This is a genomic window from Devosia sp. CAU 1758, assembly GCF_054482695.1.
Map to the genome: position 1 here is coordinate 62,078 of NZ_JBTLRJ010000001.1, position 23,377 is coordinate 85,454.

Genomic DNA, 23,377 nt, shown 5'->3' on the forward strand with positions numbered 1-23,377 from the left:
GGAGCGCCCTGACATGACCGCCATCGACAAGGTTCTGACCGTTGAGGAGATGATGCGGCTGGCGCGGCGCCGGGTGCCGAAGATGTTCTTCGAATATGCCGATAGCGGCTCCTATACCGAGGGGACCTACCGGGAGAATGAGAGCGATTTCAACAAGATCAAGCTCAACCAGAAGGTGGCGGTGAATCTTGAGGGGCGCAATCTCAAGGTCAAGATGCTGGGCCAGGAAATCACGATGCCGGTGGCCATTGCTCCGGCGGCAACTGGCGGAATGCAGACCGCCGATGGTGAGATCAAGGCGGCGAAGGCGTCGGAGAAATTCGGCATTCCCTTCACACTCTCAACCATGAGCGTGTGCTCGATCGAGGACATCGCCGAGAACACAAGTGCGCCCTTCTGGTTCCAACTCTATGTGATGCGCGACCGCGACTTCATCAACAGGCTGATCGACCGCGCCAAAGCCGCGAAATGCTCGGCGCTGGTGCTGACCATGGACCTGCAAATCCTAGGGCAGCGGCACAAGGACATCAGGAACGGGCTTTCGACGCCGCCCAAGTTTAATGCCACTTCTATCTGGCAGATGATGCAGCATCCGCTGTGGTGCATGCGCATGCTGGGGACCAAAAGGCACACGTTCCGCAATATTGTGGGTCATGTCAGCGGCGACCATGACCTCGCCTCGCTCTCGGCCTGGACGGCCAGCCAGTTCGATCCGACGCTCAATTGGGGCGACATCAAGTGGATCAAGGAGCGGTTTGGCGGGCCAGTGATCGTCAAGGGCGTGCTCGACGCCGATGACGCGCAGGCGGCGGTGGACAATGGCGCCGACGCCGTGGTGGTCTCCAATCATGGCGGGCGGCAGCTCGATGGCGCGCCTTCGACCATTCGCGTCTTGCCCGAGATCGTGGACCGTGTCGGCCACAAGACCGAAGTCTATCTCGATAGCGGCATTCGCAGCGGACAGGACGTAATCAAGGCGCTGGCCTATGGCGCGAAGTCGACCTTTATCGGACGGCCGATGCTCTATGGGTTGGGCGCCGGTGGCGAGGCGGGGGTGACCCGCGTGCTCGAGATCATCCGCAAGGAGATCGACACCACCATGGCTCTGTGTGGTGAGCGCGACATCCTCAATGTCGGGCTGCACAATATCTACTCGAACGATATTCCGCCGAGGAATGCGCCGGCCAAAAGGCTCTGAGGCGATCTTCATCTCGCCCGCAGGGAGAAGTATCAGAGTTCGCGATAGGTCGCCGGGCCTGATGGGGTCAACTGGGCGAAGATGCTGTCGGCGAGAACCTGCAGCGCTTCGGGCGCCTGCGGGCCGACAATGGTGCAGGTGATGATCGCATTGGCCCAGTAGAGTGCATTGTCGCCGCTCAGCCGCACCAGTTCGAGTTCGGGACCATCAATGCCGGTGGACGGGGTGATATAGAGCGTCACCCGCTCGCCGTCCTGATCCTCATACATCAATTGCGCGGCGCGCCCTCCGGGAATGGCCGGCGCCGGCAGCAGGCGTCCGCCGAGGAAACTGAATCCGGCATTTGCCAGGTCCGGCATGGCCAGTCCCGTTCCGAGGCGGTTGGAGAGCCAGCTGGAGAGATGTTCGCCGTCGCTGGCGGGGACTTCCACCGCATGGCGGTTCTCGACGACAAAGACCGTATGGGCGCTGACGGCGTCGGCGATGAGGCGATTGTACAGGTCCGGGCCGTCGGTGGCCGGACGGAGCAACCAGCCGGCGGCCATGCCGATGCCGAGCACACAGACTATGGCGGCGGCGCGGGCCATGCCCTGCCAGCGGCGGCGCGACTGCCTGAGGGCCAGACGATGCGGATCGAGGCGGGCCGGAACGGGCTCGCTCGCTACCGGCCCGTAGAGCGCCTGGATGGCGTCGGCCTGGCGCTGCATCTGTCCCAGTTCGACGGCGACTTCCGGATTGGCGGCCAGGAAGGCTTCGACGGCGGCGCTGGCGTCGTGGTCCAACTGGCCGTCGACAAAAGCCATCAATGTGTCGCGGGTAATCTCGCTCATTTGACCGACCTCAGATGTGGCTCCTGAACCATTCCTGTCAATTGCCGCAGGGTGGCGCGGGCGCGGCCCAGCCGGCTCATCAGCGTGCCGAGCGGAATATTGAGAATGGTGGCGGCCTCGGCATAGGCAAGGCCCTCAAGGGTCACAAGCAGCAGAGCCTCCTTCTGTTCGAGCGGCAGGGTGCCGATGGCACGAGACAATTCGGCCAGCGCCAGGTGCCCCGGTTGGGACGCCGGAATGCCGAGCTCGGGCAGAGAATCAAGGTCGAGGGTCTCGCCGCGGCGATGTTCGCTCCGCCGTGCGTTGCGGTGCAGATTGGTCAGGATGGTGAAAAGCCAGGGGCGCAGCGGTCCGCCGGGGCGAAACAGGCCCCGACGGGAAATGGCGCGTTCCAGGCAATCCTGCACCAGGTCATCAGCATGGTCGATATTGCGCGTGAGCGCCCGGGCATAGCGGCGCAAGGCCGGTACGCAGGCTTCGAGCTCATCGAGAAAATCGACCACGAGATCACTCGGCATCTGGCCCTTCGAGCACAGCTTTGCGGGCGTTCGGCGCTAGAAACGGTTCACCGGACCGTCTCTCCCTATGCGACGCGTCTCACTACTCAACAGCAAGATGCCAGACGCCACCGACGCCGTCACCCTTGATGTCGCCGGGGGCCATGTCCTCGACCCAGTAGTAAAGCGGCATGGATTTGTAGGCCCACATCATGGTGCCATCGGTGCGTTCGACCACCGAGAAATCGCCTTCGGCCGTGGCATCGGCGTCGGCGAAAAGTGGCGGCCATTTTTCGGCGCAGGTGTCGTAGCAATTGGAGACGCCGGCAGTGTCCTTGTCGAAGATGTAGAGCGTCATGCCGTTGAAATCGGTTAGCACCATCTGGCCACCGATATCGGTGGAGACGACGTCGCCGCCCAGATATTCGGCAGACAGGGCTGGAGTTGCAAGAAGGGCGAGCGCGGTGGCGCCAGCCAGGATCGAACTAAATTGCACGGGATTGTCCCTCCTGTTGCGAGCCGCGATTTGCGGCCTCACAGGACAAACACCGCCCGGGCCGATTTAATCCCGACGACCAGAACTTTTTTGCTTGCCGTAGGTGGATGAGAATTCGCTATGTCGTGCAACAACATGCTGGACAGACGAGGCGCGTATTGATTTGTTAGCGCCCAAGCGCCGCACCGCCAATGTCAGGTGGTGCAGCGAAATAAAAGTTCAGTCAGTCTATCGGGAGGATACCCAATGAAAAGACGCGAGTTCTTCAAGCAGGCTTCGGTTGCTACTATCGGCGCTGCCGCCGCGGCCACGCTGGCCACCCCGGCGATCGCCCAGGGCAATATCACCTGGCGCATGGTCACCACCTGGCCCAAGAATTTCCCCGGCCTGGGCGTCGGCGCGCAGAAGCTTGCCGACCGCATCACCAAGGCCTCCGGCGGTCGTCTGACCGTACAGGTGTTTGCCGCAGGTGAGATGGTCCCCGGCCTGCAGGCCCTCGACGCCGTCATCGACGGCTCGGCCGAAATGAGCCATGGCGCTGCCTATTACTGGCAGAACAAGAGCCAGGCGCTCTCGTTCTTCACCGGCGTGCCCTTCGGCATGACCAACCGCGAGCTCGGTGCCTGGGTGCGCTATCTCGGCGGCCAGGAAATCTGGGACAAGATCTATGACCAGTTCGGCCTGCAGGGGTTCCTGTCGGGCGATACCGGCACCCAGGCGGGCGGCTGGTTCAAGAACGAACTGACCGGCGTTGCCGATGTGCAGGGCCTGCGTTTCCGCACCCCAGGCCTGGGTGGCCAGGTGTGGGCAAAGCTCGGCGCTTCGGTGACCAACCTCGCCGCTGGCGAAATCTTTGCCGCGCTGCAGTCGGGCACGCTCGATGCTGCCGAATTCGTTGGCCCCTACAACGATCTGGCCCTTGGCTTCCACCAGGTCGCCAAGAACTATTACTTCCCAAGCTTCGTCGAGCCGGGCCTCGCCACCGAAGTCGTGGTCGACAAGGCCAAGCTGGCCGAGTTGCCTGAAGACCTGCAGGAAATCGTCCGTATCGCGGCCCAGGCGTCCTATGACGACGTGTCCTCGGACATGTATGCCAATGATCCGCGCGCCCTTCAGGCGCTGGTCAGCGAGCATGGCGTCAATGTGCGCCAGTTCCCCGAGGAAATCATCGAGGCCGGCGCGACCGCGTCGATGGAGCTGATTGCCGAAATCCGCGAAGGTGGCGATGCGCTGACCAAGGAAACGGCCGAGAGCTTCATCTCTGCCCTCAACCTCCTGCGTACCCGCACCGAGGGCACGGACATGCCGTTCCTCGTCGCCCGCGAAAAGTACATCAAGTACAGCTAAGCGGAGCGCCGAGAGGCGAAATGATCGGGTCCCATCGCTCCGGCGGTGGGGCCCTTTTTGTCGGGCATGGCTGATGATCGCGGGACATGCCTTGTCTTGGTAGGCATGGGATGCTTTACGGGCGACAAGTCGTCCTGATTGAGAAATCAAGGTCGGCGCACTCCCACCCTCAATCCCTCCCCGCAAAGGGGGAGGGAGGCACAGGCGCCGATGGTTTGGCGCCAATCCTGTCTGAAAGCCCCCCTGCGATGATCAAGCTCGACAATATTTCCAAGCAGAACGGCAAGCAGATTGTCTTCATTGAGGCCTCTGCGTCACTGCAGAAGGGCGAGAAGATCGGACTGGTCGGACCGAACGGGGCGGGCAAAACCACGCTGTTCCGGATGATGACGGGCGAAGAGGCTCCCGATGAGGGCCAGGTGTCGGTCGATCGCGGCATTTCCATCGGCTATTTCAGCCAGGATGTGGGCGAGATGGAAGGCCGCCCGGTGGTGAGCGAAGTGATGAACGGGGCCGGGCCGGTCAGCGAGCTGATGGCCGAGATGGCGGTGCTGGAAACCGCCATGGCGGACCCCGACAAGGCCGACGAGATGGACGCGATCATTGAGCGCTATGGCGAGGTGCAGGGGCGTTTCCAGGAGCTGGACGGCTATTCGCTGGATGGACGGGCTCGTGAAGTGCTGGCGGGGCTCGGCTTCTCGCCCGAAATGATGGATGGCGATGTTGGTGCGCTGTCGGGCGGCTGGAAGATGCGGGTGGCGCTGGCGCGCATCCTACTGATGAAGCCCGATGTGTTGCTGCTGGACGAACCGAGCAACCATCTGGATCTTGAAAGCCTGATCTGGCTGGAGAAATTTCTCGGCGCCTATACCGGGGCACTGCTGATGACCTCGCATGACCGGGCCTTCATGAACCGGATCGTCAACAAGATCATCGAGATCGATGCCGGTACGCTGACCAGCTATACCGGCGATTTCGAATTCTATCAGAGCCAGCGCGAGATTGCCGATCGTAACCAGCAGGCCCAGTTCGAACGGCAGCAGGCCATGCTGGCCAAGGAAATCGCCTTTATCGAGCGCTTCAAGGCGCGGGCGAGCCACGCCGCACAGGTGCAAAGCCGGGTAAAAAAGCTCGACAAGATCGACCGGGTGGAGCCGCCAAAGCGACGGCAGATGGTCAATTTCGAATTCCGCCCGGCGCCACGATCGGGCGAGGATATCGTGCGGATCGAGAAGGTGAAGAAGGCCTATGGCAGCCGGTCCATCTATGACGGGCTGGACTTCCATGTGCGGCGACGTGAGCGCTGGTGCATCCTGGGGGTCAATGGCGCGGGCAAGTCGACCCTGCTCAAGCTGGTGACAGGGACCGCCCAGCCGGACGCGGGGAGCATTTCTCGCGGCCCAAGTGTCAAGCTGGGCTATTTCGCCCAGCACGCCATGGATGTTATCGATGGCGACCAAACCATTTTCCAGACGCTGGAATCGCACTTCCCGCAGGCCGGGCAGGCGCCGTTGCGGGCGCTGGCGGGATGTTTCGGCTTTTCGGGCGATGATATCGAAAAGAAGTGCCGGGTGCTTTCGGGTGGCGAAAAGGCCCGGCTGGCCATGGCGCTGATCCTGTTCGATCCGCCGAACTTCCTGGTGCTGGACGAGCCGACCAACCATCTCGATATCCAGACCAAGCAGATGCTAATCGAGGCGCTGTCCAATTTCGAGGGCACGATGCTGTTCGTCAGCCACGACCGGCATTTCCTCGCCGCGCTCTCCAATCGCGTGCTGGAGCTGACCCCGGATGGCGTGCATGCCTATGGCGGGGGCTATAGCGAATATGTCGAAGCGACAGGGCAGGAGGCGCCGGGGCTGCGGGGCTGACTGATGCGCCTGTTCGTCCGAGATGGAGCGATCTGCCGCTGACAGAGTTATGTTGGCGGGCTCATGGTCGGGTTGGCATCAGATCGCTCCGGTGTCTCGACGCCGGAGAAAACGGGCTGCTATGGACAGGCGTCAAACCCGATAGGTGCATCATTCTCCGTCCTCTTTACTTTGCCCTTGGCTGGTTTTTCGTCGCGCTCGGGATCATTGGTGTCTTTGTGCCGCTGATGCCGACGACCACGTTCCTGATCCTGGCGGCCTGGTGTTTCGCCCGCTCGTCGCAAAAAGCGGAGGTATGGCTGCTCAACCATAAGCAATTCGGTCCGCCGATCACGGCGTGGCGGGAGAACGGGGCAATCGCTCGGCGGCACAAGTTTTATTCGCTGGGCGGCATGACGCTGGGTCTTTGCATGTTCGTTCTGACGGCAAAGCCGCCATTGTGGGTGGCGATGCTGGTGGCGGTTGCGCTGATCGGCATTGGTGTGTTCGTAATAACACGACCTGAGCCGCCGGACCTAACGGATCGAAGCCCGGATGTTCGCGTTGCAGCTGATCCCGTGGGAACGAGGGCGCCGATGGGGGCGGAGAAACACGATGAATGACTTCGCCAGTGCGTTGACGAGTTGCGACCGGGAACCGATCCACATCCCGGGAGCGATCCAGCCTTTTGGCGAAATGCTGATTGTCGACGATGACGATATTGTCGTGGGTGAGGCCGGTTGTCAGATGCCGGTATTAGGCCAGAAGCTGGACGCGTTGATCGGCCGCACAGGGGCCCAGATTGGTCCCCGCTTGCCGCAGTCAGGCATTCTGGTTGTCGGCGCTGTCAACTATGCCGGTTCTGTGCGCGACTGCATCGCCTATCGCAGCGGCGCACATCTGATTGTCGAATTAACGGACAAGGATGACAGCGAGGCTTTGGACGCGGCTTTCCTGGCCGAGGTCGAAACCATGGGTGGGCGGCTGGAACAGGCGACGACGCTGGAGGATTTGTGCCATCAGGCGGCGCGTGTGTTCCAGGAATTGACCGGCTATAGCCGGGTGATGATTTATCGCTTCGTTGATGGCGATGCCGGCGTCGTGCTGGGTGAGAGTATCACGGACAGCTCTTCGAGCTTCATGAACCATCACTTCCCGGCCACCGACATCCCTAAACAGGCTCGGGAGCTCTATGTGCGCAACAAGGTGCGGGTGATTGCCGATGTGCATTACACACCCGCCCCGGTGCGCAGCGCCTCGACCGATCTGTCCCAGATCGACATGAGCGATTCCACGCTGAGAAGCGTGTCCCCGGTGCATCTGCAATATCTCAAGAACATGGGCGTCGCGGCGTCCGCATCAATGTCGATCGTCAACGGCAATCTGCTCTGGGGCCTGATTGCCTGCCATCACCATGAACCGCGCCCGCTCTCGCTGACCACGCGATTGGCCTGCCAGACCCTCGCCTCGGCGCTGGCGCGGCAAGTCAAGGCCCGGGATGATCGGCAGCTGTTCCGCGAGCGTATTCGCCTCAGGGCGCAGGAAGACGTGGTTCTGGCGCGACTGGGCGACGACGACGGACTGAAGGATTTCCTTGCCGGTTCGGGCAAGAACCTGGCCGACTTGCTGCAGGCCGATGCCTTTGCGGCGGTGCAAGGCAGTAAGCTGTACTGCTGGGGGCAATGTCCCGATGAGATCGATGTTCGTGCCGTGGCTGAGTTCGTGCGCCGGCCGGCTGCCATTGCGCCCATTGCCACATCGAGCCTCTCCCAGCAGATGCCAGGTGCCGAAGCCTTCAGCGATCGCGCCAGCGGACTGCTCGCGGTGACCATGTCAACGGAATTGCCCACGATCCTAATGTGGTTTCGCGCGGAGCAATTGCAGGTGGTCAAGTGGGCCGGGAACCCACACAAGGATGTTGCCCATAGTCCCGACGCGCAATTGCAGCCGCGTTCGTCTTTCGAAGCATGGTCGGAAAGCGTCAAGGGACAGTCCAGCGAATGGACCCATGCGGAAGTGGAATCTGCACAGCGTGTCGTCAAGCTGATGCTAGAGGCGCGAAATAACAGGCGCATGCGTCAACTCAACAAGGAGCTGACCACGACACTGCGCGAAAATGAGACGCTGATCGAACAGAAGGACTATTTGCTCAAAGAGGTGAACCACCGCGTGCAGAACTCGCTCTCGCTGGTGGCGGCCTTCTTGCGCATGCAGAGCCGCAATGCTCCCCCGGAGGTTCGCGAACATCTCGCTCAGGCCGAGCAACGTTTGATGGCGGTGGGTTTGGTGCATCGCCGCCTCTATCAGGATGACAGCGTGCGCGTCGTGGATCTTTCGCGCTATCTCGGCGAGTTGTTGGAGGAGCTCGGTTCCAGCCTGGATGCTGAATGGTCCGGCCAGATGGTTACCGACTTCGCGCCGATTCTGATCAGCACCGATAGGGCTGTTCGTTTGGGTCTGGTGGTCAATGAACTCGTCACCAATGCGCTGAAATATGCCTATGACGGTCGGCCTGGTCCCTTGCACGTGCAACTTGACCAATTCCGGGACTCACTGCGCCTGATCGTGTCGGATCGTGGCAGGGGGCACGGCGGGCAGTCGACGGAAGGCACCGGATTCGGGTCGCGCATGATGGCAACACTGGTCCAGAGCCTTGATGGACAACTGGAGCGCGAAGACAATCGCCCTGGATTGAGGATTCGGCTAACGGCGCCCATCATGGGGGCCGGAGACCCACCAGAGCTGGCATAGGACGTCGCGTTGGGCAGTGATCCGCCATTCGAGCATGGCTCTCATGGCTACCGCGCTTCGACTCTCGCCAGCTCGGATCAGTCGCTCGGAACGGCCCAAGCTAGTAAAGCAGGTCGGGCAGCCAGGTGATCAGCTGCGGGAAGGCGAACAGCAGGCCGATACCGATCAGTTGCAGGATCACGAAAGGCACCGCGCCGCGGTAGATGGCGCCGGTGGTGACCGCATTGGAGGCGACGCCGCGCAGGTAGAAGAGGGCGAAGCCGAAGGGCGGCGTAAGAAAGCTCGTCTGCAAGTTCACGCCCACCATCACGCCGAGCCAGATCGGATCGACATCGAGCGCCAGGAGCACTGGGGCGGTGATGGGGATGACGATGAATATAATTTCGAAGGTATCGAGGATGAAGCCGAGCAGGAACATGATCAACATGACGATGATCATGGCGCCGATGGCGCCGCCCGGCATGGACGAGAGGAATTCGTGCACCAGATTGTCGCCGCCCATCATGCGGAAGACGATGGAGAACACGGCCGCACCAAACAGGATGACGAAGACCATCGAGGTGATGGTGGCGGTGGAGACGACCGCCTGGCGCAGGATGGAGAAGTTGATGCGACGGCGCAGCACGGCTAGCAGAATGGCGCCGACCGAGCCGACCGAGGCGGCCTCGGTGGGGGTCGCGACACCGCCCAGGATGGAGCCGAGCACGGCGACGATCAGCAGCAGTGGCGGGACGAGGGCGACGAAGACTTCGCGCATCAGCCCGGCTTTTTCGGCCTCAGGCACCGGCGTCGCGGGGCAGGATTTGGGGTCGGTGATGGCCTTGAAGACCATGAAGGCGGCATAGAGGCCGACCAGCAGCAGACCGGGAATGATGGCGCCGGCGAACAGCGCCCCTACCGAGACCGGCTCGGGGGCGAAATTGCCCTTTTCCATCTGAACCTGGGCATTGATGCCGGCCAGCATGTCGCCCATGAAGATGAGGACGGTCGAGGGGGGAATGATCTGTCCAAGGGTACCCGAGGCGCAGATGACGCCGGTGGCCAGTTTCGGATCATAGCCGGCGCGCAGCATGGCGGGTAGGGATATGAGACCCATGGTGACCACGGTGGCGCCGACGACGCCGGTGGAGGCGGCGAGAAGCGCGCCGACGAGAATGACCGAAAGGCCGAGGCCGCCGCGCAGATTGCCGAAGAGCTTGCCCATGGTGAGCAGCAATTGCTCGGCAATGCCGCTGCGTTCGAGGATCACGCCCATGAAAATGAAGAGAGGTACGGCGACCAGCACTTCATTGGTCATGAGGCCGATGTAGCGACCGGCCAGGGAGCCGTAATTGGAGGGATCATAGACCCCCAGCCACCAGCCAATCAGTCCAAAAATCAGGGCAGTGCCGGCCAGTGAGAAGGCCACCGGGAAGCCCAGCATGAGCACGCCGATGACGCCGAAGAACATGACAGCGGAGAGGATCTCGCCAAGCAATACGGGATCCATCAGGCAATTTCTCCGGCGGGATGGTCGTTTTCGTCAGGGTTTTCATAGCGAAGATGGGCAGGTAGCAGGTCCTCGCGGCCGGCCAGCACGAGGATGGAGCGGGCAGCCATGGCCAGCCCCTGCAGGCCCACCAGCACGGCGAAGACCAGGATGAAGCTCTTCAGGATGAACAGGCCCGGCATGCCACCGATATTGGCCGAGCCTTCATGATAGCTCCAGGAGCGGGCTACGGCGGTGAAAGTATAAGTCCAGACGACATAGACGTAAGGCAGGAGGAATAGCAGTACGCCGATGAGGTCCGCGATCGCCTTGCGGCGGATCGGGGCGGGCCGATAGAACACATCCACCCGCACGTGGTCGTTGCGCAGCAGTGCAAAGCCGGCAACCCCGGTGAACATGGCGCCGCCGAGCCATACATAGAGGTCCTGCATCCACAGGGTCGAGGTGCTGAACACGTAGCGCTGCACCACGACGGTAAAGCAGACCAGCACACAGGCAAGAGCCAGCCACGACAGGACCTGGCCGACAAGCCAGTTAATGGCGCTGATCAATCGGACCAGCACGGCGAGCGCTTGCATGGTGTGCGTCTCCCAGTTCCCCAGACTATGAAATGGCGCTTTTGCGCGCCTTTTTCTGGAACCGATTGAGCATTATCCGTCCAGTGGGTCAATCCGATACTGGCGCAAATGCAGGACGAAGCTGCATCGAATTGGTGACATCTGATACGAAAGTGCTATGGAGCGGCGCAAGCGAAGCTGGAGGTGCGCATGTTCGTTGTCGGGGGAGAAAGCCTTATCGATCTGGTGCCGGTTTCGGCAGAGGCCGGGGCCGAGCGCGTGGCGCTGGCGGGTGGCTCGCCCTTCAATTGCGCCATCGCATTGAGCAAGCTTGGCAATGATACCGGGTTCCTTTGCCCGATCAGCCAGGACGAGCATGGCGACCTGCTCCTGAAGCCGCTGACGGAAGCCGGGGTGAAGGTGCTGCTCGAAGAGCGGGTGGCGGCACCCACGACCAAGGCGATTGTCAGCTTCAACGAGAAGATGCAGGCAAGCTATGTGTTCGAGCGTGGCGCTGACCGGGCCTTTACGCGCGAGGGCATGCTCTCGGCTTTGCCCGAGGCGATTGAACTCTATCAGGTCGGAGGCTTCTGCCCGATCCTTGAGGAAGACGCGGCGGTGTGGACCGATGTCGTGCATGCGGCAATCGGGCGGGGCGCCACCGTCTCGTTCGATATCAATGTGCGTGACAAGCTGGTGGATGACGAGAAGGGTTATCGCGCACGGCTCTCGGGCTTTCTCGACCTGGCGCATCTGGTCAAGCTCTCGGAAGACGATCACGACTGGCTCATGCCTGGCGCAAGCATCGAGGCGCATGCTGCCGAACTGCTCGCGCGCCCGCATTGCGAACTCGTGGTGGTTACGTTGGGGGAGCATGGCTCCCGGGCCTTTACGCGCCATGCCGGTACCAGCGCGCCGGTTTATACGCCGCCCGTCTTTGGTGACACAGTGGGGGCCGGGGACAGCCTGATGGCGGGAATCCTGACATGGCTGGGCGAGGCCGGCGCCCTCAAGCGCGGTGGTCTTGCGGCGCTCGACGCCGGGCAACTGGCCGAGATGCTGCGCTTTGGCGCGGTGGTGGCCGGCATCAATTGCGGCCGCAAGGGCTGCCAGCCGCCCAGCCGGGCGGAAGTGGATGCGGCGCTTTCGGCGTAAACATCACGGCCAAGTGATGCCCGGCCTGTAACCGGCGAAGCCCCGCTGCCGTATGGTATGCGAACGGGGTTTTCCGGAGGCTGGTTTGTTTGATCTGGTGCTGGCATTTGCAGCCGGGCTGCTGACGCTGATCAATCCCTGTGTCCTGCCGCTCTTGCCGCTGATCGGGGCGAGTGCGCTGGCCCGGCACCGGCTGGCGCCGCTGGCCATGGCTGGCGGCATGGGGGTGAGCTTTACCCTGGCGGGGCTGGGGGCTTTCGCGCTGACTCGCGCCTTGGGGCTGCCGCAGGACGCCATCACGCTGGGCGCCGGCTGGATCATGCTGGGCTTTGGCCTGGTCCTTTTGACTCCGCCGCTGCAAGTGCAGTTCTCGCGACTGGCGGGCGCTACAGCCAGCGGCAGTACGCGGCTGCTGGGGCAGGTGGAAGGGCGCGGACTCTGGGGCGAAGCCGCCGCTGGGGCCTTGTTGGGGCTTGCCTGGTCGCCCTGTATCGGGCCAACCCTAGGCGGCGCCATCGGACTGGCGGCGCAGGGCGAGGACCTGATCTATGCCGGACTGATCATGGGCTGTTTTGCCCTCGGTGCGGCCAGCATCGTGCTGTTGCTGGCCTATGGCACGCGGGTAGCCCTGTCGGGGCGAAGGGCGCTGTTGATGCGGGTGGCGCCCCATGCCAAGGCGACGCTTGGCCTTGGCCTGATCGCCGTTGGGCTAGCCATAATCTTTCGTATCGATCGCCTGCTCGAAGCCTGGGCCATCGACATACTGCCGGCCTGGCTTCTCGATCTTTCCGTCAGTCTCTAGGAGAAAAACATCATGATTACTCGTCGTCATCTGCTGGCCGGACTCGCCGGCATCAGTGTGTCGAGCCTGCTCGTCGGGGCAGGATATGCCCTCGACGTCATCGATTTCACGGGTTCGGAAATTGATAGTCTGGCTCAGGCCGGAAAACCCTACCTGATTGATTTCTACGCTACCTGGTGCACCACCTGCGCTGCCCAGCAGCGGGTGCTGGATACGCTGCAGGCTGAGAACGCGGCCTATGGCGCCATTCCGATCCTCCGGGTCGATTGGGACACATACGGCAATAGCGAGCTGGCGCGGAGCTTGGCCATACCCCGGCGTTCCACGCTGGTGCTGATGCGCGGCACAACCGAGCTGGGTCGGCTGGTGGCTGAGACCCGCAAGGACCAGATCAGCGCCTTGCTGGACCTCGCAAGCTCCTGAATTGATGGCTGATTGCCCCTTGGGCCGCTATCTGGTCTGATCGGCCGATCAGGCAGGCGCGGGGGCGAGCATGAAGAAGAGCTGGTGGGCTTTGGCGGCCCTGACCGTTGTGGGCGCCGTTGGCCTCTATTTCATCAAGCCCGTTGCCGGCCCCGAACGGGATTTGACGCTGACTGGAGATGTGACGCGGGGGGAATATCTCATTCGGCTAGGCGGGTGCGTAGCCTGCCATACCGATACCCAGGGTGGCAGGGCCCATCTGGCTGGCGGCACCGGGCTGACGACGCCCTTCGGCACTTTCGTGCCGCCCAATATCACGTCGGACCCGACCGCAGGGATCGGCGCATGGACGGTCCAGCAGTTTTCCGATGCCATGAGCAATGGCATGGGACCGCAGGGGCATCTCTACCCGACCTTTCCCTACGAAAACTACACGCTGATGAGCGACCAGGAGATCGTTGATCTTTATGCGGCACTGATGGCGACAGAACCGGTGAGCACGCCGGCAACTGAAAGCCAAATTCCCTTCCCGTTCAATATCCGCCTTGCCATGGCGGGCTGGCAGAACCTGTTCTTCGCTCCGAAGCGCTTCGAGGCGGAGGCCGGGCAGTCGGACCAGTATAATCGCGGCAAGTATTTGGCCCTTGGCCCCGCTCACTGCGTCGCCTGCCACACGCCGCGCAACGCGCTTGGGGCGCTTGACTGGGACCAGGCACTGACCGGCTCGCCCGGCGGTACGGGCGGGCGGGCGCCAGCCATCACGGCGGCAGCGCTGGCCGAAGAAAGCTATGATGTCGAGACGCTGGTGCAGACGCTCAAGGACGGGTTCACGCCGGGCTTCGATGTGCTGGGCGGGTCGATGGGCGAGGTGATCGCTGACTCGACATCGCACTGGACAGACGAGGATCTGACGGCGCTTGCCACCTATCTGCTGGCGGAGTGATTAGGCCCCGGCGCGAATGGTTAGGGCTTCCTCAAGGGTCATTTCGGTGTGGTGTTCCCAGTCCGGGCTGGGTTCGGGGAAATCGAGGCGGAAATGTCCACCGCGGCTCTCGGTGCGATTGAGCGCCGCCGCTGCGACCAGCGTGGCCGAAGTGGTCATGTTGAGATAGGCGCTGGTGACCTGTTCGGCACTGGCTTCAAGATGGGCGATCTCGCGCAGTGCTGTTTTCAGCCCCTTGGCGTCGCGCTCGACACCCACGAGATCGCTCATGACGCGGCGCAGATCCTGCACGGCAATGGTGTTGCGCAACACTTCCTCGGCCCTGTTGCCCTCGGTCTCGTCCCATTCGATGCCCTTGAAGGGGGTCAGTTCGCGTTGCGGCTCAAGACTTCCAATGTCCTCCGCTATGCGGGCGCCAAAGACCACCGCTTCGAGGAGGGAATTTGACGCCAGGCGGTTGGCGCCGTGCAAGCCCGTGCAACTGGCTTCGCCGCAGACCCAGAGCCCGGGCAGGGAGGAGCGGCCGCGTTCATCCACCTTGACACCGCCCATATGGAAATGGGCAGCAGGGGTGACCGGGATCAAGCCATGGACCGGATCAATGCCGGCATCGGCGCAATATTTGCTGACGGTGGGGAAGCGGGTGAGAATGGTGTCGCCGAGTGCTGCGCGGGTATCGAGAAATACCTGCCGGCCGGACTGGATCTGGCGGAAATTGGCGCGGGCCACAATGTCTCGGGGCGCCAGTTCGGCATCGGGGTGAATGTCGAGCATGAAGCGCTCGCCCAGATCGTTGACGAGGGTCGCGCCCTCGCCCCGCAGGGCTTCGGTGGCGAGGGGCGCCGGATCGGCGCCGGTGGCGATGGCGGTAGGGTGGAACTGTACGAATTCGGGGTCGGCAATGACGGCGCCGGCGCGGGCCGCCATGCCCATGGCGTGACCGCGGACGCCGGGCGGATTGGTGGTGACGGCATAGAGGCCGCCCAGGCCCCCGGCGGCCAGGATGGTGGCGCGGGCGCGAATGAAGATGGGTTCGGAGTAACGATCGCCCAGGCGTCGTCCATAGATGCCGACAATGCGGCCATTGTCGCGGGCGAGGCTGAGGGCGGTGATGCCCTCAACCACGCGGATGGAGGGGGTGCGGCGCACCTCGGCAATGATGGCCTGCATGATGGCCCAGCCGGCGCGATCGCCTTCGACCTTGACGATGCGATTGGCCGAGTGGGCGGCTTCACGGCCCAGCTCGAAATTGCCGAAATCGTCGCGGTCGAAGGGCGTGCCCCAGCGCGCCAGATCCTCGATGCGGGCGACGGCCTCGGCCGTGACCCCTTCGGCGGTGCCATGATCGACTATGCCGGCCCCGGCCATTTCGGTGTCGAGGGCGTGGGCGTGAGGACTATCACCTTTTCCCATGGCGGCCGCAACGCCGCCCTGCGCCCAGGCCGAGGAGGCGCCCATGCCGAGCGCCTTTGGCGAGAGGACTGTTACGGGACGCGGCCCTAGCTTGAGCGCGGTAAAGAGGCCCGCCAGACCGGCGCCGACGATGAGGGCGCCGTCGGCGTTGAGGGTGTTGTCAAATGTGGTCACGGGTTCCTCCCCCAGGGTGAGGAGCGGGATAGCTGGGCGCGTGTGCCGGCGCAAGGCGCCACGTCCTCGGGTGCGCCGCGCTCGGACCTTGGTTCAAGGGCCCCCCCTAGAATGGTGCGCACCTTGAACGGTCTTCAAGTCAGGCCCGAGGATCGAGTGAGTCTGGCTGTGGCCGGGCGTGAAGCACGAGGCTCCCTCACCCGGCGCTGTGCGCCGACCCCTCCCCTGGAGGAGAGGTTTCAGGCCGTATAGGCTTTAACATTCTGGGTCTGCTCGCCCAGCCCCTCAATGCCCAGGTGCATGACATTGCCTGGCTGGAGCCAGACCGGATCGGGCTTGATGCCCATGCCGACGCCGGGCGGGGTGCCGGTGGTGATGATGTCGCCTGGCTGCAGGCTCATGAACTGGCTGACATAGGAGACGACCCTGGCAACACCGAAGATCATGGTCTTGGTGGAGCCATTCTGGTAGCGCTTGCCGTCGACTTCGAGCCACATAGCAAGGTTCTGCGGATCAGCGACTTCGTCCTTGGTCACCAGCCAAGGGCCGATGGGGCCAAAAGTGTCGGCGCCCTTGCCCTTGTCCCAAGTGCCACCGCGCTCGGTCTGGAAATGGCGCTCGGAGACGTCGTTGCAGACGCAATAGCCTGCCACATGGTCCATGGCATCGGCTTCCTCGACATAGCGGGCTTCCTTGCCGATGACGACAGCTAGCTCGACCTCCCAATCGGGCTTGATGGCATTCTTGGGAATGATGACATCGTCATTGGGGCCGATGATAGCGCTGGTGGCCTTCATGAAGATGATTGGTTCTTCGGGGATTTTCGCGCCGGTTTCGGCGGCATGGTCGGCATAGTTGAGGCCGATGCAGATGAACTTGCCGACATTGGCGACGCAGGGACCGATGCGCTGGTCGGCATCCAGTTTTGGCAGCATATCAATATCGGTACCGCGGATCCTGGCGAGACCCTCGGGGGTCAGTGCCTCGCCACCGATGTCGGTGACCACGCCGGAAAGATCGCGGATGGACCCATCGGCAGCGAGAATGGCGGGCTTTTCAGCGCCCTTGGCGCCGACGCGAAGCAGTTTCATGGCGGGGTCTCCTCACTGTATGCCAAGGGTCATAGTGCTAACATGTTAGCCTGTCGAGGCGGCTTTGCCTGAATTCGTCCGGTCATCAGCCCAGGGGCGGATAACGCCCTTTTTGAGGATGATATTGCCGTACAGGCGGGACTCGCCGGATTGGATAACGGCGGCGGCTCTTTTGGCGCGATCATAGAAGGCGAAGCGCTCGATCTTGGAATAGAGCTTGTCCGGTTCGTGCCGAGCGATGATGGCCTCGAACTCATCGTCGATGGGCTGACGGGCACCAGGATCGTCGACAACCTCCATGCCGATGGCGGTTTGTTCGACGAACTGATCCAGAGGCAAGAGGGTGAGTACAGCATCCAGCATATCGGTGGCCGAAATGCCGTCGGCCCGGATGACCTGGGGACCGAGAAACTCGGCCGGGAAATTGGCGTCGGCAATGACGATCTCGTCGCCATGACCCATGGCGCGCAGCGTGGAGAGCAGTTCGGGGCCCAGTAGGGCGGGGATGTTTTTCAGCACGGATTGTCCCTACGATTCAGCCGAACGGAAAGTCGTTGTCTTCGGCGGTAAATTCATGGCCGTCGGCAAAGAGCGAGGTATGCTCCTGGGCAAAGGCGAAGAGTTCCACCATGACGGCATCGATATGGGCGCGGATGGCGGCGATAGCCTGGGGGGTGTCGGCGGCCAGGATGCCGTTGAAAATCGCCTGATGCTCGGCAATGGTGTGATTGAGGCGGCGTGGGGTGATGATGAGGCGGCGGGCGCGGTCGAGATTGGCGCGGGCGCGGTCAATGATGGATTTCACCCTGGTCAGCCGCATGGAGCGGAAGATGATGTCGTGGAAGTCCACATCGATCTGGTGGAAAGTCTCGGCGTCGTCGCGTGACGCAGCCTCGCGCTGGGCCGCCATATTAGCGTGTAGCGCGGTGATGACCTCGGCATCGTGCTTGCCGATGAGGACGCGCAGGGCCTCGCTTTCGAGGCCCTTGCGGATCAGCATGTATTCGCGCACGTCGGCGATCTTGACCAGGGAGACGGTTGAGCCGCGCTGCGGGGCGATATCGACCAGCCCCTCTTCGGCCAACCGCGCCAGGGCTTCGCTGACGGGAAAGCGCGATACGCCCAATTGGGTGCAGATGGCGGTCTTGTCGAGCATGCTGCCCGGTGGCAGGGTGAGAGTGACAATGGCGTGACGCAGCGCATTGGTAACGTCGACTGTGACCGTGCCGCGGGAAAAATCGCCTGCTTGCCCGAGAAATTGGTAGGGACTGGCTTCCGTTTTCATGCTAACATGTTAGTTAGTGCGATGCTGAATGACAATGCCGGTTCTCTCCCTTGCGCGCGCAATCTGGCGAGAAAATGCGGCGACGTAAAGCGCTTGAACCGACCCCAGGACCCCTTTGATGAACGAACATGTCATTCAGCCGCAAGGCAAAACGCTCGTGCTCAACGCGGCCGACAATATTGCGGTAGCGCTGGCCAATCTTGAGGTCGGCACGGAAACGGCGCAGGGGGTTTCCATCGTCCGCCGGGTGCCGCGCGGGCACAAGTTCGCGACACGGCCCATCGCCGCGGGCGAGGCGGTGATGAAGTTCGGGCAGATCATCGGCTTTGCCAAGGAAGGCATTGCCACGGGCGACTGGGTGCATGAGCACAATTGTGGCATGGGCGGCAAGGATGGCTCGCTTGCACATGACTATGCGTTTGCCGAGGGCGTGGCGCCAGTGGAGTTGCTGGCGGCAAGCCAGCGCGCGACATTTGAGGGCTACAAGCGGCCAAACGGCGATGTGGGCACGCGCAATTATGTGGGTATCCTCACCTCGGTGAACTGTTCGGCGACGGTCGCCAAGTTCATGGCCGAGGCGATCAACAAGTCCGGCGTGCTCGACGACTATCCCGAAATCGACGGCGTTGTTCCCTTCGTCCATGGCACGGGCTGCGCCATGGATCTGACGGGCGAGGGCTATCAGATTTTCCGGCGCACCCAGTGGGGCTATACGTCCAACCCGAACCTGGGGGCGGCGCTCTTGGTGGGTCTTGGCTGTGAGGCCTTCCAGATCGACCGGATGAAGGAAGCCTATAACCTCAAGGAGACAGACACCTTCCAGACCATGACGATCCAGGAGATCGGCGGGACGCGGAAAATGATCGACTGGGGTGTCGAGCGCATCAAGGAAATGCTGCCGGTGGCTGCCCGGGCCCGGCGCGAAACGGTGGACGCGAGCCATCTGACCCTGGCGCTGCAATGCGGCGGTTCGGACGGCTATTCGGGGATCACCGCCAATCCGGCGTTGGGCGTGGCTGTCGACACACTGGTCAAGCACGGCGGCACGGCGATCCTCAGCGAAACGCCGGAAGTCTATGGCGCCGAGCATATGCTGACCCGTCGGGCGGTGACGCGCGAAGTCGGCGAAAAGCTGATCGAGCGGATCAAGTGGTGGGAGGATTACACCAGCCGCAATGGCGGGGAGATGAACAACAATCCCTCGCCCGGGAACAAGCTGGGTGGCCTCACCACCATTCTCGAAAAATCGCTTGGCGCTACGGCCAAGGGCGGCACGACGCCGCTGACGGCGGTCTATGAATATGCCGAGAAGGTTACTGAAAAGGGCTTTGTGTTCATGGACACGCCGGGCTTTGACCCGGTGTCTGCCACGGGGCAGGTGGCCGGCGGTGCCAATATTCTCGCCTTCACAACGGGGCGCGGCTCGGCCTATGGCTGTAAACCGGTGCCGTCAATAAAGCTCGCCACCAATTCGGACATGTATGCGCGTATGAGCGAGGACATGGATATCAATTGCGGCGATATCGTCGAGGGGGTTTCCATCGAGGCCAAGGGGCAGGAAATCTTCGATCTGATGCTCAAGGTGGCTTCGGGTGAGGAGACCAAGTCGGAGGCGCTGGGCTATGGGGATAATGAGTTTGTACCCTGGCAGGTCGGCGCGGTGATGTGAGCGAGCGCCAGGACCATTGGCAGGGCGTCTATTCCACCAAGGGCGAGGACGAGGTGTCCTGGTTCGAGGAAAGCCCCGCCTATTCGCTTGGGCTTCTTGATGCCGCCAGCATCAACCGGGAGCATGCCATTGTCGATATCGGGGGTGGTGCTTCGCGGCTGGTGGATGCGCTGGTGGCACGCGGCCAGGCATGGGTGAGTGTGCTTGACCTGTCGCAGGCGGCACTCGACACTGCACGGGCCCGCCTGCCCGAGGCCGGCAATGTCGGCTGGATCGTCGCGGATGTCACCCGATGGAAGCCTGATCGAACCTATGATTTCTGGCATGACCGGGCCGCGTTGCATTTCCTTACGGATACGGATGACCAGGCGCGCTACGCCAATACGATCGACCAGGCACTGGTTGCCGGGGGCGTGGCCATTATCGGCACATTCGCGCCTGATGGTCCGGAAAAATGCAGCGGCCTACCGGTGACGCGGCATGACGGGACAAGCCTTTCGGCATTGCTCGGCGAGCGATTTGAGCTTGCCGGCCATGCCCGGCACGATCATGTCACCCCCTGGGGCAGCGTGCAAAAATTCCAATTCAGCACTTTCCGCAAGCGGTAGCGCGTCCTGACCTCTCAACCCTGAAAGAAGCGGACCTTGCCGATATGGGGCAGGTTCCTATTGCGCTGGGCATAGTCAATGCCATAGCCGACGACGAATTCGTCGGGGATGTCAAAGCCGATCCAGCGGGCAGGAACGTCGGTCTCGCGACGCGATGGCTTGTTGAGCAGGGCGCAGACTTCCATGCGGCGCGGGTGGCGGGTCTCGAGAATTTCGAGCACGTGTTTGAGCGTATGCCCGGTGTCGATGATGTCTTCCACCACCAGCACATCGCGGCCGTGAATTTCGCCGCGCAGATCCTTCAATATGCGCACTTCGCGGGAGGATTCCATGCCATCGCCATAGGAGGAGGCTTCGAGGAAATCGACCTCCACCGGCAGGTCGATCTCGCGCACCAGGTCGGCGATGAAGATGAAGGAGCCGCGCAGGAGGCCAACGACGACAAGTTTGTCGGTGTCGCGAAAATTCTCGGTGATCTCGGCGGCAAGCGCTTCGACGCGGGCGGCAATGGCCTTGGCGGAGATCAGCTGGTCAACGGTGTAGGGGGCTTGGGGCATTCCATGCACTCTCGCTGGCGCACCCTCCCCCTTGAGGGGAGGGCCTGGGTGGGGGTGTCGAAGCTCCAAACAAGGCTTGGGGGCGCCGAAAGACCGACACCCCCACCCTGCTCGATTCAACGGACTTAGCAAGGGCTAAGTCCTATCTCGCTTCCCTCCCCACAAGGGGGAGGATGAGATGGAGCCGAAGCTCCGGATGGATCATCTGGGTAGATCCGTCTTGCCCATGAGGTCGAAGTCGATGGAGCGGGCGGCCTGACGGCCTTCGCGGATGGCCCAGACGACCAGTGATTGGCCACGGCGCATGTCGCCGGCGGAATAGACGCCGGGCACCGAGGTCTTGTAGCTCATGGTGTCGGCGAAGAGATTGCCGCGCTTGTCGAGATCGGCGCCCAGTTCGGTCAGCATGCCTTCGGTGACCGGGCCGGCAAAGCCGATGGCCAGCAGGACGAGATCGGCCTTGATGACGAATTCGGTGCCGGGGATGGCCTGGCGCTTGCGGTCGACGCGGGCGCATTCGACGCCGGTGACGTGACCCTTGGCGTCGCCGATGATCTTCATGGTGCCGGCGGAAAATTCGCGGATGGCGCCTTCGGCCTGGGAGGACGAGGTGCGCATCTTGACCGCCCAGTTGGGCCAGTTGGTCAGTTTGTTTTCGAGTTCGGGCGGCATGGGGCGCACGTCGAGCTGGGTAACGGCAATGGCGCCCTGACGGAAGCTAGTGCCGACGCAGTCCGAGGCGGTATCACCACCCCCCACGACCACGACATGCTTGCCGGCGGCGGTCAGCTGGAATTCGTTCGACACATCCTCACCACCGAGGCGGCGGTTCTGCTGCACGAGGAAGGGCATGGCGAAATGCACACCGGCAAACTGGGTGCCTTCGACATCGACGGGGCGCGGCTTTTCGGCGCCGCCGGTCAGCAACACGGCGTCGTGGTCGCGCTGGAGGTCGGATAGCGGCGTGGTGACGCCGACATTGACGCCATAGTGGAAGGTGACGCCTTCGGCTTCCATCTGCTCAACGCGGAAGTCGATATGTTCCTTCTCCATCTTGAAGTCGGGAATGCCATAGCGCATCAGCCCGCCGGCCTTGGGCTCGCGCTCATAGAGATGCACGTCATGGCCGGCGCGGGCGAGCTGCTGGGCGGCGGCCATGCCGGCGGGGCCGGAGCCGATCACGGCGACCTTCTTGCCGGTCTTTGCCTTTGGTAGCTGCGGCTTGACCCAGCCGGAGCGGATGGCGCGGTCGGCAATGGCCTGTTCGACGGTCTTGATGGCAACCGGCACGTCTTCGAGGTTGAGGGTGCAGGCTTCCTCGCAGGGGGCGGGGCAGATGCGGCCAGTGAACTCGGGGAAGTTATTGGTCGAGTGGAGATTGCGCGCGGCCTCCTCCCAATCGCCATTATAGACGAGATCGTTCCAGTCGGGGATCTGGTTGTTAACCGGGCAGCCGGTGTCGCCGTGGCAGAACGGGATGCCACAATCCATGCAGCGCGCCGCCTGGTCCACCACCCGCCCTTCGGAAAGGGGGATGGTAAACTCGCCGAAATGGCGGATGCGATCAGACGCCGGCTCGTAGCGGGGCTCTTCGCGCTCGATCTCGAGAAAGCCTGTTACCTTACCCATGGGCCTTACCTCTAATTCTCTGCCGTGAAGGCAGGTAGTCCGAGTTCGTTTTCGCAGGCAGCAATCCAGCGCAGAAGCGCGGGCCGCCCGGAGAGATCAAATCCGCCCTGTGGCGCCTGGCGCGTATAGGGCAGGAGCGCGATGTCCGCGATGGTCATGGCCTCGCCCACCAGAAAGGTCTTCCCGGTCAGGGACTGTTCCATCAGGTCCAGCGCCTTGTTGCCCTTGCTGACCAATTGGGGGTCGAGGTCGGACACGGCCTGCTTATCATAAACCACGCGGGCCCGCGCCACGGCCACTGTTGGCTCATGGCTGTACTGCTCCCAGAACAGCCATTCGTCGACCTTGGCGGCCTCATAGCGGTCGGCCGGAATGTAGCGCGTGTCCTGCGCGAGATAGCGCAGGATGGCGTTGGATTGTGCCAGGGGCCGGCCGTCATCGAGGATGACGACCGGCATCTGGCCGGCGGGATTGAGCGCGAGAAATTCGGGCGTGCCGGTTTCACCCGAGCGCGTCCGGACTTCATGCAACACGAAGGGCGTGCCGGTGGCGTCGGCGATATACTTGACCTTGAGGCAGTTGCCCGACCCAAGGTTGCCGTAGAGCTGCATCA

Annotated in this window: 23 protein-coding genes; 11 read left to right on the plus strand and 12 right to left on the minus strand. The window is 62.6% G+C overall.

The features are described from left to right. The first annotated feature begins 22 nt into the window (after window positions 1–22). A complete protein-coding gene (locus ACXYMS_RS00335) occupies window positions 23–1,198 on the plus strand; it encodes an alpha-hydroxy acid oxidase (protein ID WP_458904548.1) in 1,176 nt (391 codons plus the stop codon). A 32-nt stretch (window positions 1,199–1,230) separates the two neighbouring features. On the opposite strand, the gene ACXYMS_RS00340 is transcribed toward ACXYMS_RS00335, so the two are convergent. The 3 genes from ACXYMS_RS00340 to ACXYMS_RS00350 form a co-directional block, all read right to left on the minus strand. Further along, window positions 1,231–2,028, minus strand: a complete 798-nt coding sequence (locus ACXYMS_RS00340; RefSeq protein WP_458903047.1) for an anti-sigma factor family protein — start codon at window positions 2,026–2,028, stop codon at window positions 1,231–1,233. After that, window positions 2,025–2,531 (minus strand): sigma-70 family RNA polymerase sigma factor, encoded by a 507-nt coding sequence (locus tag ACXYMS_RS00345; RefSeq protein WP_458904550.1) that lies wholly within the window; start codon window positions 2,529–2,531, stop codon window positions 2,025–2,027. The genes ACXYMS_RS00340 and ACXYMS_RS00345 overlap by 4 nt, the downstream gene beginning before the upstream one ends. Window positions 2,532–2,628: 97 nt before the next feature. Further along, window positions 2,629–3,021: a COG4315 family predicted lipoprotein gene (locus ACXYMS_RS00350; RefSeq protein WP_458903048.1), complete on the minus strand. Its 393-nt coding sequence runs from the start codon at window positions 3,019–3,021 to the stop codon at window positions 2,629–2,631. A gap of 246 nt (window positions 3,022–3,267) precedes the next feature. On the opposite strand from ACXYMS_RS00350, the gene ACXYMS_RS00355 reads away from it, so the two are divergent. The 4 genes from ACXYMS_RS00355 (at window position 3,268) to ACXYMS_RS00370 (ending at window position 8,969) form a co-directional block, all read left to right on the plus strand. Then, on the plus strand, window positions 3,268–4,368 hold the full coding sequence (locus tag ACXYMS_RS00355; RefSeq protein WP_458903049.1) for a TRAP transporter substrate-binding protein: 1,101 nt from the start codon (window positions 3,268–3,270) through the stop codon (window positions 4,366–4,368). A 248-nt stretch (window positions 4,369–4,616) separates the two neighbouring features. Next, window positions 4,617–6,239: an ABC-F family ATP-binding cassette domain-containing protein gene (locus ACXYMS_RS00360; protein WP_458903050.1), complete on the plus strand. Its 1,623-nt coding sequence runs from the start codon at window positions 4,617–4,619 to the stop codon at window positions 6,237–6,239. A gap of 152 nt (window positions 6,240–6,391) precedes the next feature. Next, the gene (locus tag ACXYMS_RS00365) at window positions 6,392–6,841 is read left to right on the plus strand and encodes a YbaN family protein (RefSeq protein ID WP_458904552.1); all 450 of its coding nucleotides are present in this window, start codon (window positions 6,392–6,394) and stop codon (window positions 6,839–6,841) included. After that, window positions 6,834–8,969, plus strand: coding sequence for a histidine kinase dimerization/phosphoacceptor domain -containing protein (locus ACXYMS_RS00370; protein WP_458903051.1), 2,136 nt, complete (start codon window positions 6,834–6,836; stop codon window positions 8,967–8,969). Before ACXYMS_RS00365 ends, ACXYMS_RS00370 begins: the two co-directional genes overlap by 8 nt. A 100-nt stretch (window positions 8,970–9,069) precedes the next feature. Here ACXYMS_RS00370 and ACXYMS_RS00375 read toward each other — a convergent pair whose 3' ends face one another. Both ACXYMS_RS00375 and ACXYMS_RS00380 read right to left on the minus strand, forming a co-directional pair. Further along, entirely contained in the window at window positions 9,070–10,458 is a 1,389-nt protein-coding gene (locus tag ACXYMS_RS00375) for a TRAP transporter large permease (protein WP_458903052.1), read from the minus strand. After that, window positions 10,458–11,036, minus strand: a complete 579-nt coding sequence (locus ACXYMS_RS00380; RefSeq protein ID WP_458903053.1) for a TRAP transporter small permease subunit — start codon at window positions 11,034–11,036, stop codon at window positions 10,458–10,460. The genes ACXYMS_RS00375 and ACXYMS_RS00380 overlap by 1 nt, the downstream gene beginning before the upstream one ends. Window positions 11,037–11,225: 189 nt before the next feature. On the opposite strand from ACXYMS_RS00380, the gene ACXYMS_RS00385 reads away from it, so the two are divergent. The 4 genes from ACXYMS_RS00385 to ACXYMS_RS00400 all read left to right on the plus strand — a co-directional run bounded on the left by ACXYMS_RS00385 (window position 11,226) and on the right by ACXYMS_RS00400 (window position 14,338). Continuing rightward, complete coding sequence (locus tag ACXYMS_RS00385) at window positions 11,226–12,170, plus strand: carbohydrate kinase family protein (protein ID WP_458903054.1); 945 nt, start codon at window positions 11,226–11,228, stop codon at window positions 12,168–12,170. Window positions 12,171–12,255: 85 nt separating this feature from the next. After that, entirely contained in the window at window positions 12,256–12,972 is a 717-nt protein-coding gene (locus ACXYMS_RS00390) for a cytochrome c biogenesis CcdA family protein (protein WP_458903055.1), read from the plus strand. A gap of 12 nt (window positions 12,973–12,984) precedes the next feature. Next, window positions 12,985–13,395, plus strand: coding sequence for a thioredoxin family protein (locus tag ACXYMS_RS00395; RefSeq protein WP_458903056.1), 411 nt, complete (start codon window positions 12,985–12,987; stop codon window positions 13,393–13,395). Window positions 13,396–13,465: 70 nt separating this feature from the next. Then, window positions 13,466–14,338: a c-type cytochrome gene (locus ACXYMS_RS00400; protein WP_458903057.1), complete on the plus strand. Its 873-nt coding sequence runs from the start codon at window positions 13,466–13,468 to the stop codon at window positions 14,336–14,338. Here ACXYMS_RS00400 and ACXYMS_RS00405 read toward each other — a convergent pair whose 3' ends face one another. The 4 genes from ACXYMS_RS00405 to ACXYMS_RS00420 all read right to left on the minus strand — a co-directional run bounded on the left by ACXYMS_RS00405 (window position 14,339) and on the right by ACXYMS_RS00420 (window position 18,301). After that, a complete protein-coding gene (locus ACXYMS_RS00405; protein ID WP_458903058.1) occupies window positions 14,339–15,925 on the minus strand; it encodes an L-aspartate oxidase in 1,587 nt (528 codons plus the stop codon). A gap of 239 nt (window positions 15,926–16,164) precedes the next feature. Continuing rightward, window positions 16,165–17,016, minus strand: a complete 852-nt coding sequence (locus tag ACXYMS_RS00410) for a fumarylacetoacetate hydrolase family protein (protein ID WP_458903059.1) — start codon at window positions 17,014–17,016, stop codon at window positions 16,165–16,167. Window positions 17,017–17,061: 45 nt separating this feature from the next. Further along, the gene (locus ACXYMS_RS00415) at window positions 17,062–17,535 is read right to left on the minus strand and encodes an RbsD/FucU family protein (protein ID WP_458903060.1); all 474 of its coding nucleotides are present in this window, start codon (window positions 17,533–17,535) and stop codon (window positions 17,062–17,064) included. Between the two features lie 16 nt (window positions 17,536–17,551). Continuing rightward, on the minus strand, window positions 17,552–18,301 hold the full coding sequence (locus ACXYMS_RS00420) for a GntR family transcriptional regulator (RefSeq protein WP_458903061.1): 750 nt from the start codon (window positions 18,299–18,301) through the stop codon (window positions 17,552–17,554). Between the two features lie 118 nt (window positions 18,302–18,419). Here ACXYMS_RS00420 and ACXYMS_RS00425 point away from each other — a divergent pair, with 118 nt between their 5' ends. Both ACXYMS_RS00425 and ACXYMS_RS00430 read left to right on the plus strand, forming a co-directional pair. Then, the gene (locus ACXYMS_RS00425) at window positions 18,420–19,970 is read left to right on the plus strand and encodes a UxaA family hydrolase (protein ID WP_458903062.1); all 1,551 of its coding nucleotides are present in this window, start codon (window positions 18,420–18,422) and stop codon (window positions 19,968–19,970) included. Next, window positions 19,967–20,578, plus strand: coding sequence for a class I SAM-dependent methyltransferase (locus tag ACXYMS_RS00430; protein WP_458903063.1), 612 nt, complete (start codon window positions 19,967–19,969; stop codon window positions 20,576–20,578). The genes ACXYMS_RS00425 and ACXYMS_RS00430 overlap by 4 nt, the downstream gene beginning before the upstream one ends. A gap of 14 nt (window positions 20,579–20,592) precedes the next feature. Here the strand turns inward: ACXYMS_RS00430 and hpt are convergent, their stop codons facing one another. From hpt to ACXYMS_RS00445, 3 genes are all read right to left on the minus strand, one after another. Continuing rightward, a complete protein-coding gene (hpt, locus tag ACXYMS_RS00435; protein WP_458903064.1) occupies window positions 20,593–21,135 on the minus strand; it encodes a hypoxanthine phosphoribosyltransferase in 543 nt (180 codons plus the stop codon). A gap of 201 nt (window positions 21,136–21,336) precedes the next feature. Further along, window positions 21,337–22,764 (minus strand): glutamate synthase subunit beta, encoded by a 1,428-nt coding sequence (locus ACXYMS_RS00440; protein WP_458903065.1) that lies wholly within the window; start codon window positions 22,762–22,764, stop codon window positions 21,337–21,339. An 11-nt stretch (window positions 22,765–22,775) separates the two neighbouring features. Then, window positions 22,776–23,375, minus strand: coding sequence for a glutathione S-transferase family protein (locus ACXYMS_RS00445; protein ID WP_458904554.1), 600 nt, complete (start codon window positions 23,373–23,375; stop codon window positions 22,776–22,778). Window positions 23,376–23,377 lie beyond the last annotated feature (2 nt).

Coding starts and splice junctions, on each gene's coding strand:
- ACXYMS_RS00420 (WP_458903061.1), bottom strand. CDS start 18,301: ATGAAAACGGAAGCCAGTCCCTACCAATTTCTCGGGCAAGCAGGCGAT.
- ACXYMS_RS00375 (WP_458903052.1), bottom strand. CDS start 10,458: ATGGATCCCGTATTGCTTGGCGAGATCCTCTCCGCTGTCATGTTCTTC.
- ACXYMS_RS00440 (WP_458903065.1), bottom strand. CDS start 22,764: ATGGGTAAGGTAACAGGCTTTCTCGAGATCGAGCGCGAAGAGCCCCGC.
- ACXYMS_RS00395 (WP_458903056.1), top strand. CDS start 12,985: ATGATTACTCGTCGTCATCTGCTGGCCGGACTCGCCGGCATCAGTGTG.
- ACXYMS_RS00445 (WP_458904554.1), bottom strand. CDS start 23,375: ATGCAGCTCTACGGCAACCTTGGGTCGGGCAACTGCCTCAAGGTCAAG.
- ACXYMS_RS00400 (WP_458903057.1), top strand. CDS start 13,466: ATGAAGAAGAGCTGGTGGGCTTTGGCGGCCCTGACCGTTGTGGGCGCC.
- ACXYMS_RS00425 (WP_458903062.1), top strand. CDS start 18,420: ATGAACGAACATGTCATTCAGCCGCAAGGCAAAACGCTCGTGCTCAAC.
- ACXYMS_RS00355 (WP_458903049.1), top strand. CDS start 3,268: ATGAAAAGACGCGAGTTCTTCAAGCAGGCTTCGGTTGCTACTATCGGC.
- ACXYMS_RS00370 (WP_458903051.1), top strand. CDS start 6,834: ATGAATGACTTCGCCAGTGCGTTGACGAGTTGCGACCGGGAACCGATC.
- hpt (WP_458903064.1), bottom strand. CDS start 21,135: ATGCCCCAAGCCCCCTACACCGTTGACCAGCTGATCTCCGCCAAGGCC.
- ACXYMS_RS00380 (WP_458903053.1), bottom strand. CDS start 11,036: ATGCAAGCGCTCGCCGTGCTGGTCCGATTGATCAGCGCCATTAACTGG.
- ACXYMS_RS00385 (WP_458903054.1), top strand. CDS start 11,226: ATGTTCGTTGTCGGGGGAGAAAGCCTTATCGATCTGGTGCCGGTTTCG.
- ACXYMS_RS00360 (WP_458903050.1), top strand. CDS start 4,617: ATGATCAAGCTCGACAATATTTCCAAGCAGAACGGCAAGCAGATTGTC.
- ACXYMS_RS00340 (WP_458903047.1), bottom strand. CDS start 2,028: ATGAGCGAGATTACCCGCGACACATTGATGGCTTTTGTCGACGGCCAG.
- ACXYMS_RS00410 (WP_458903059.1), bottom strand. CDS start 17,016: ATGAAACTGCTTCGCGTCGGCGCCAAGGGCGCTGAAAAGCCCGCCATT.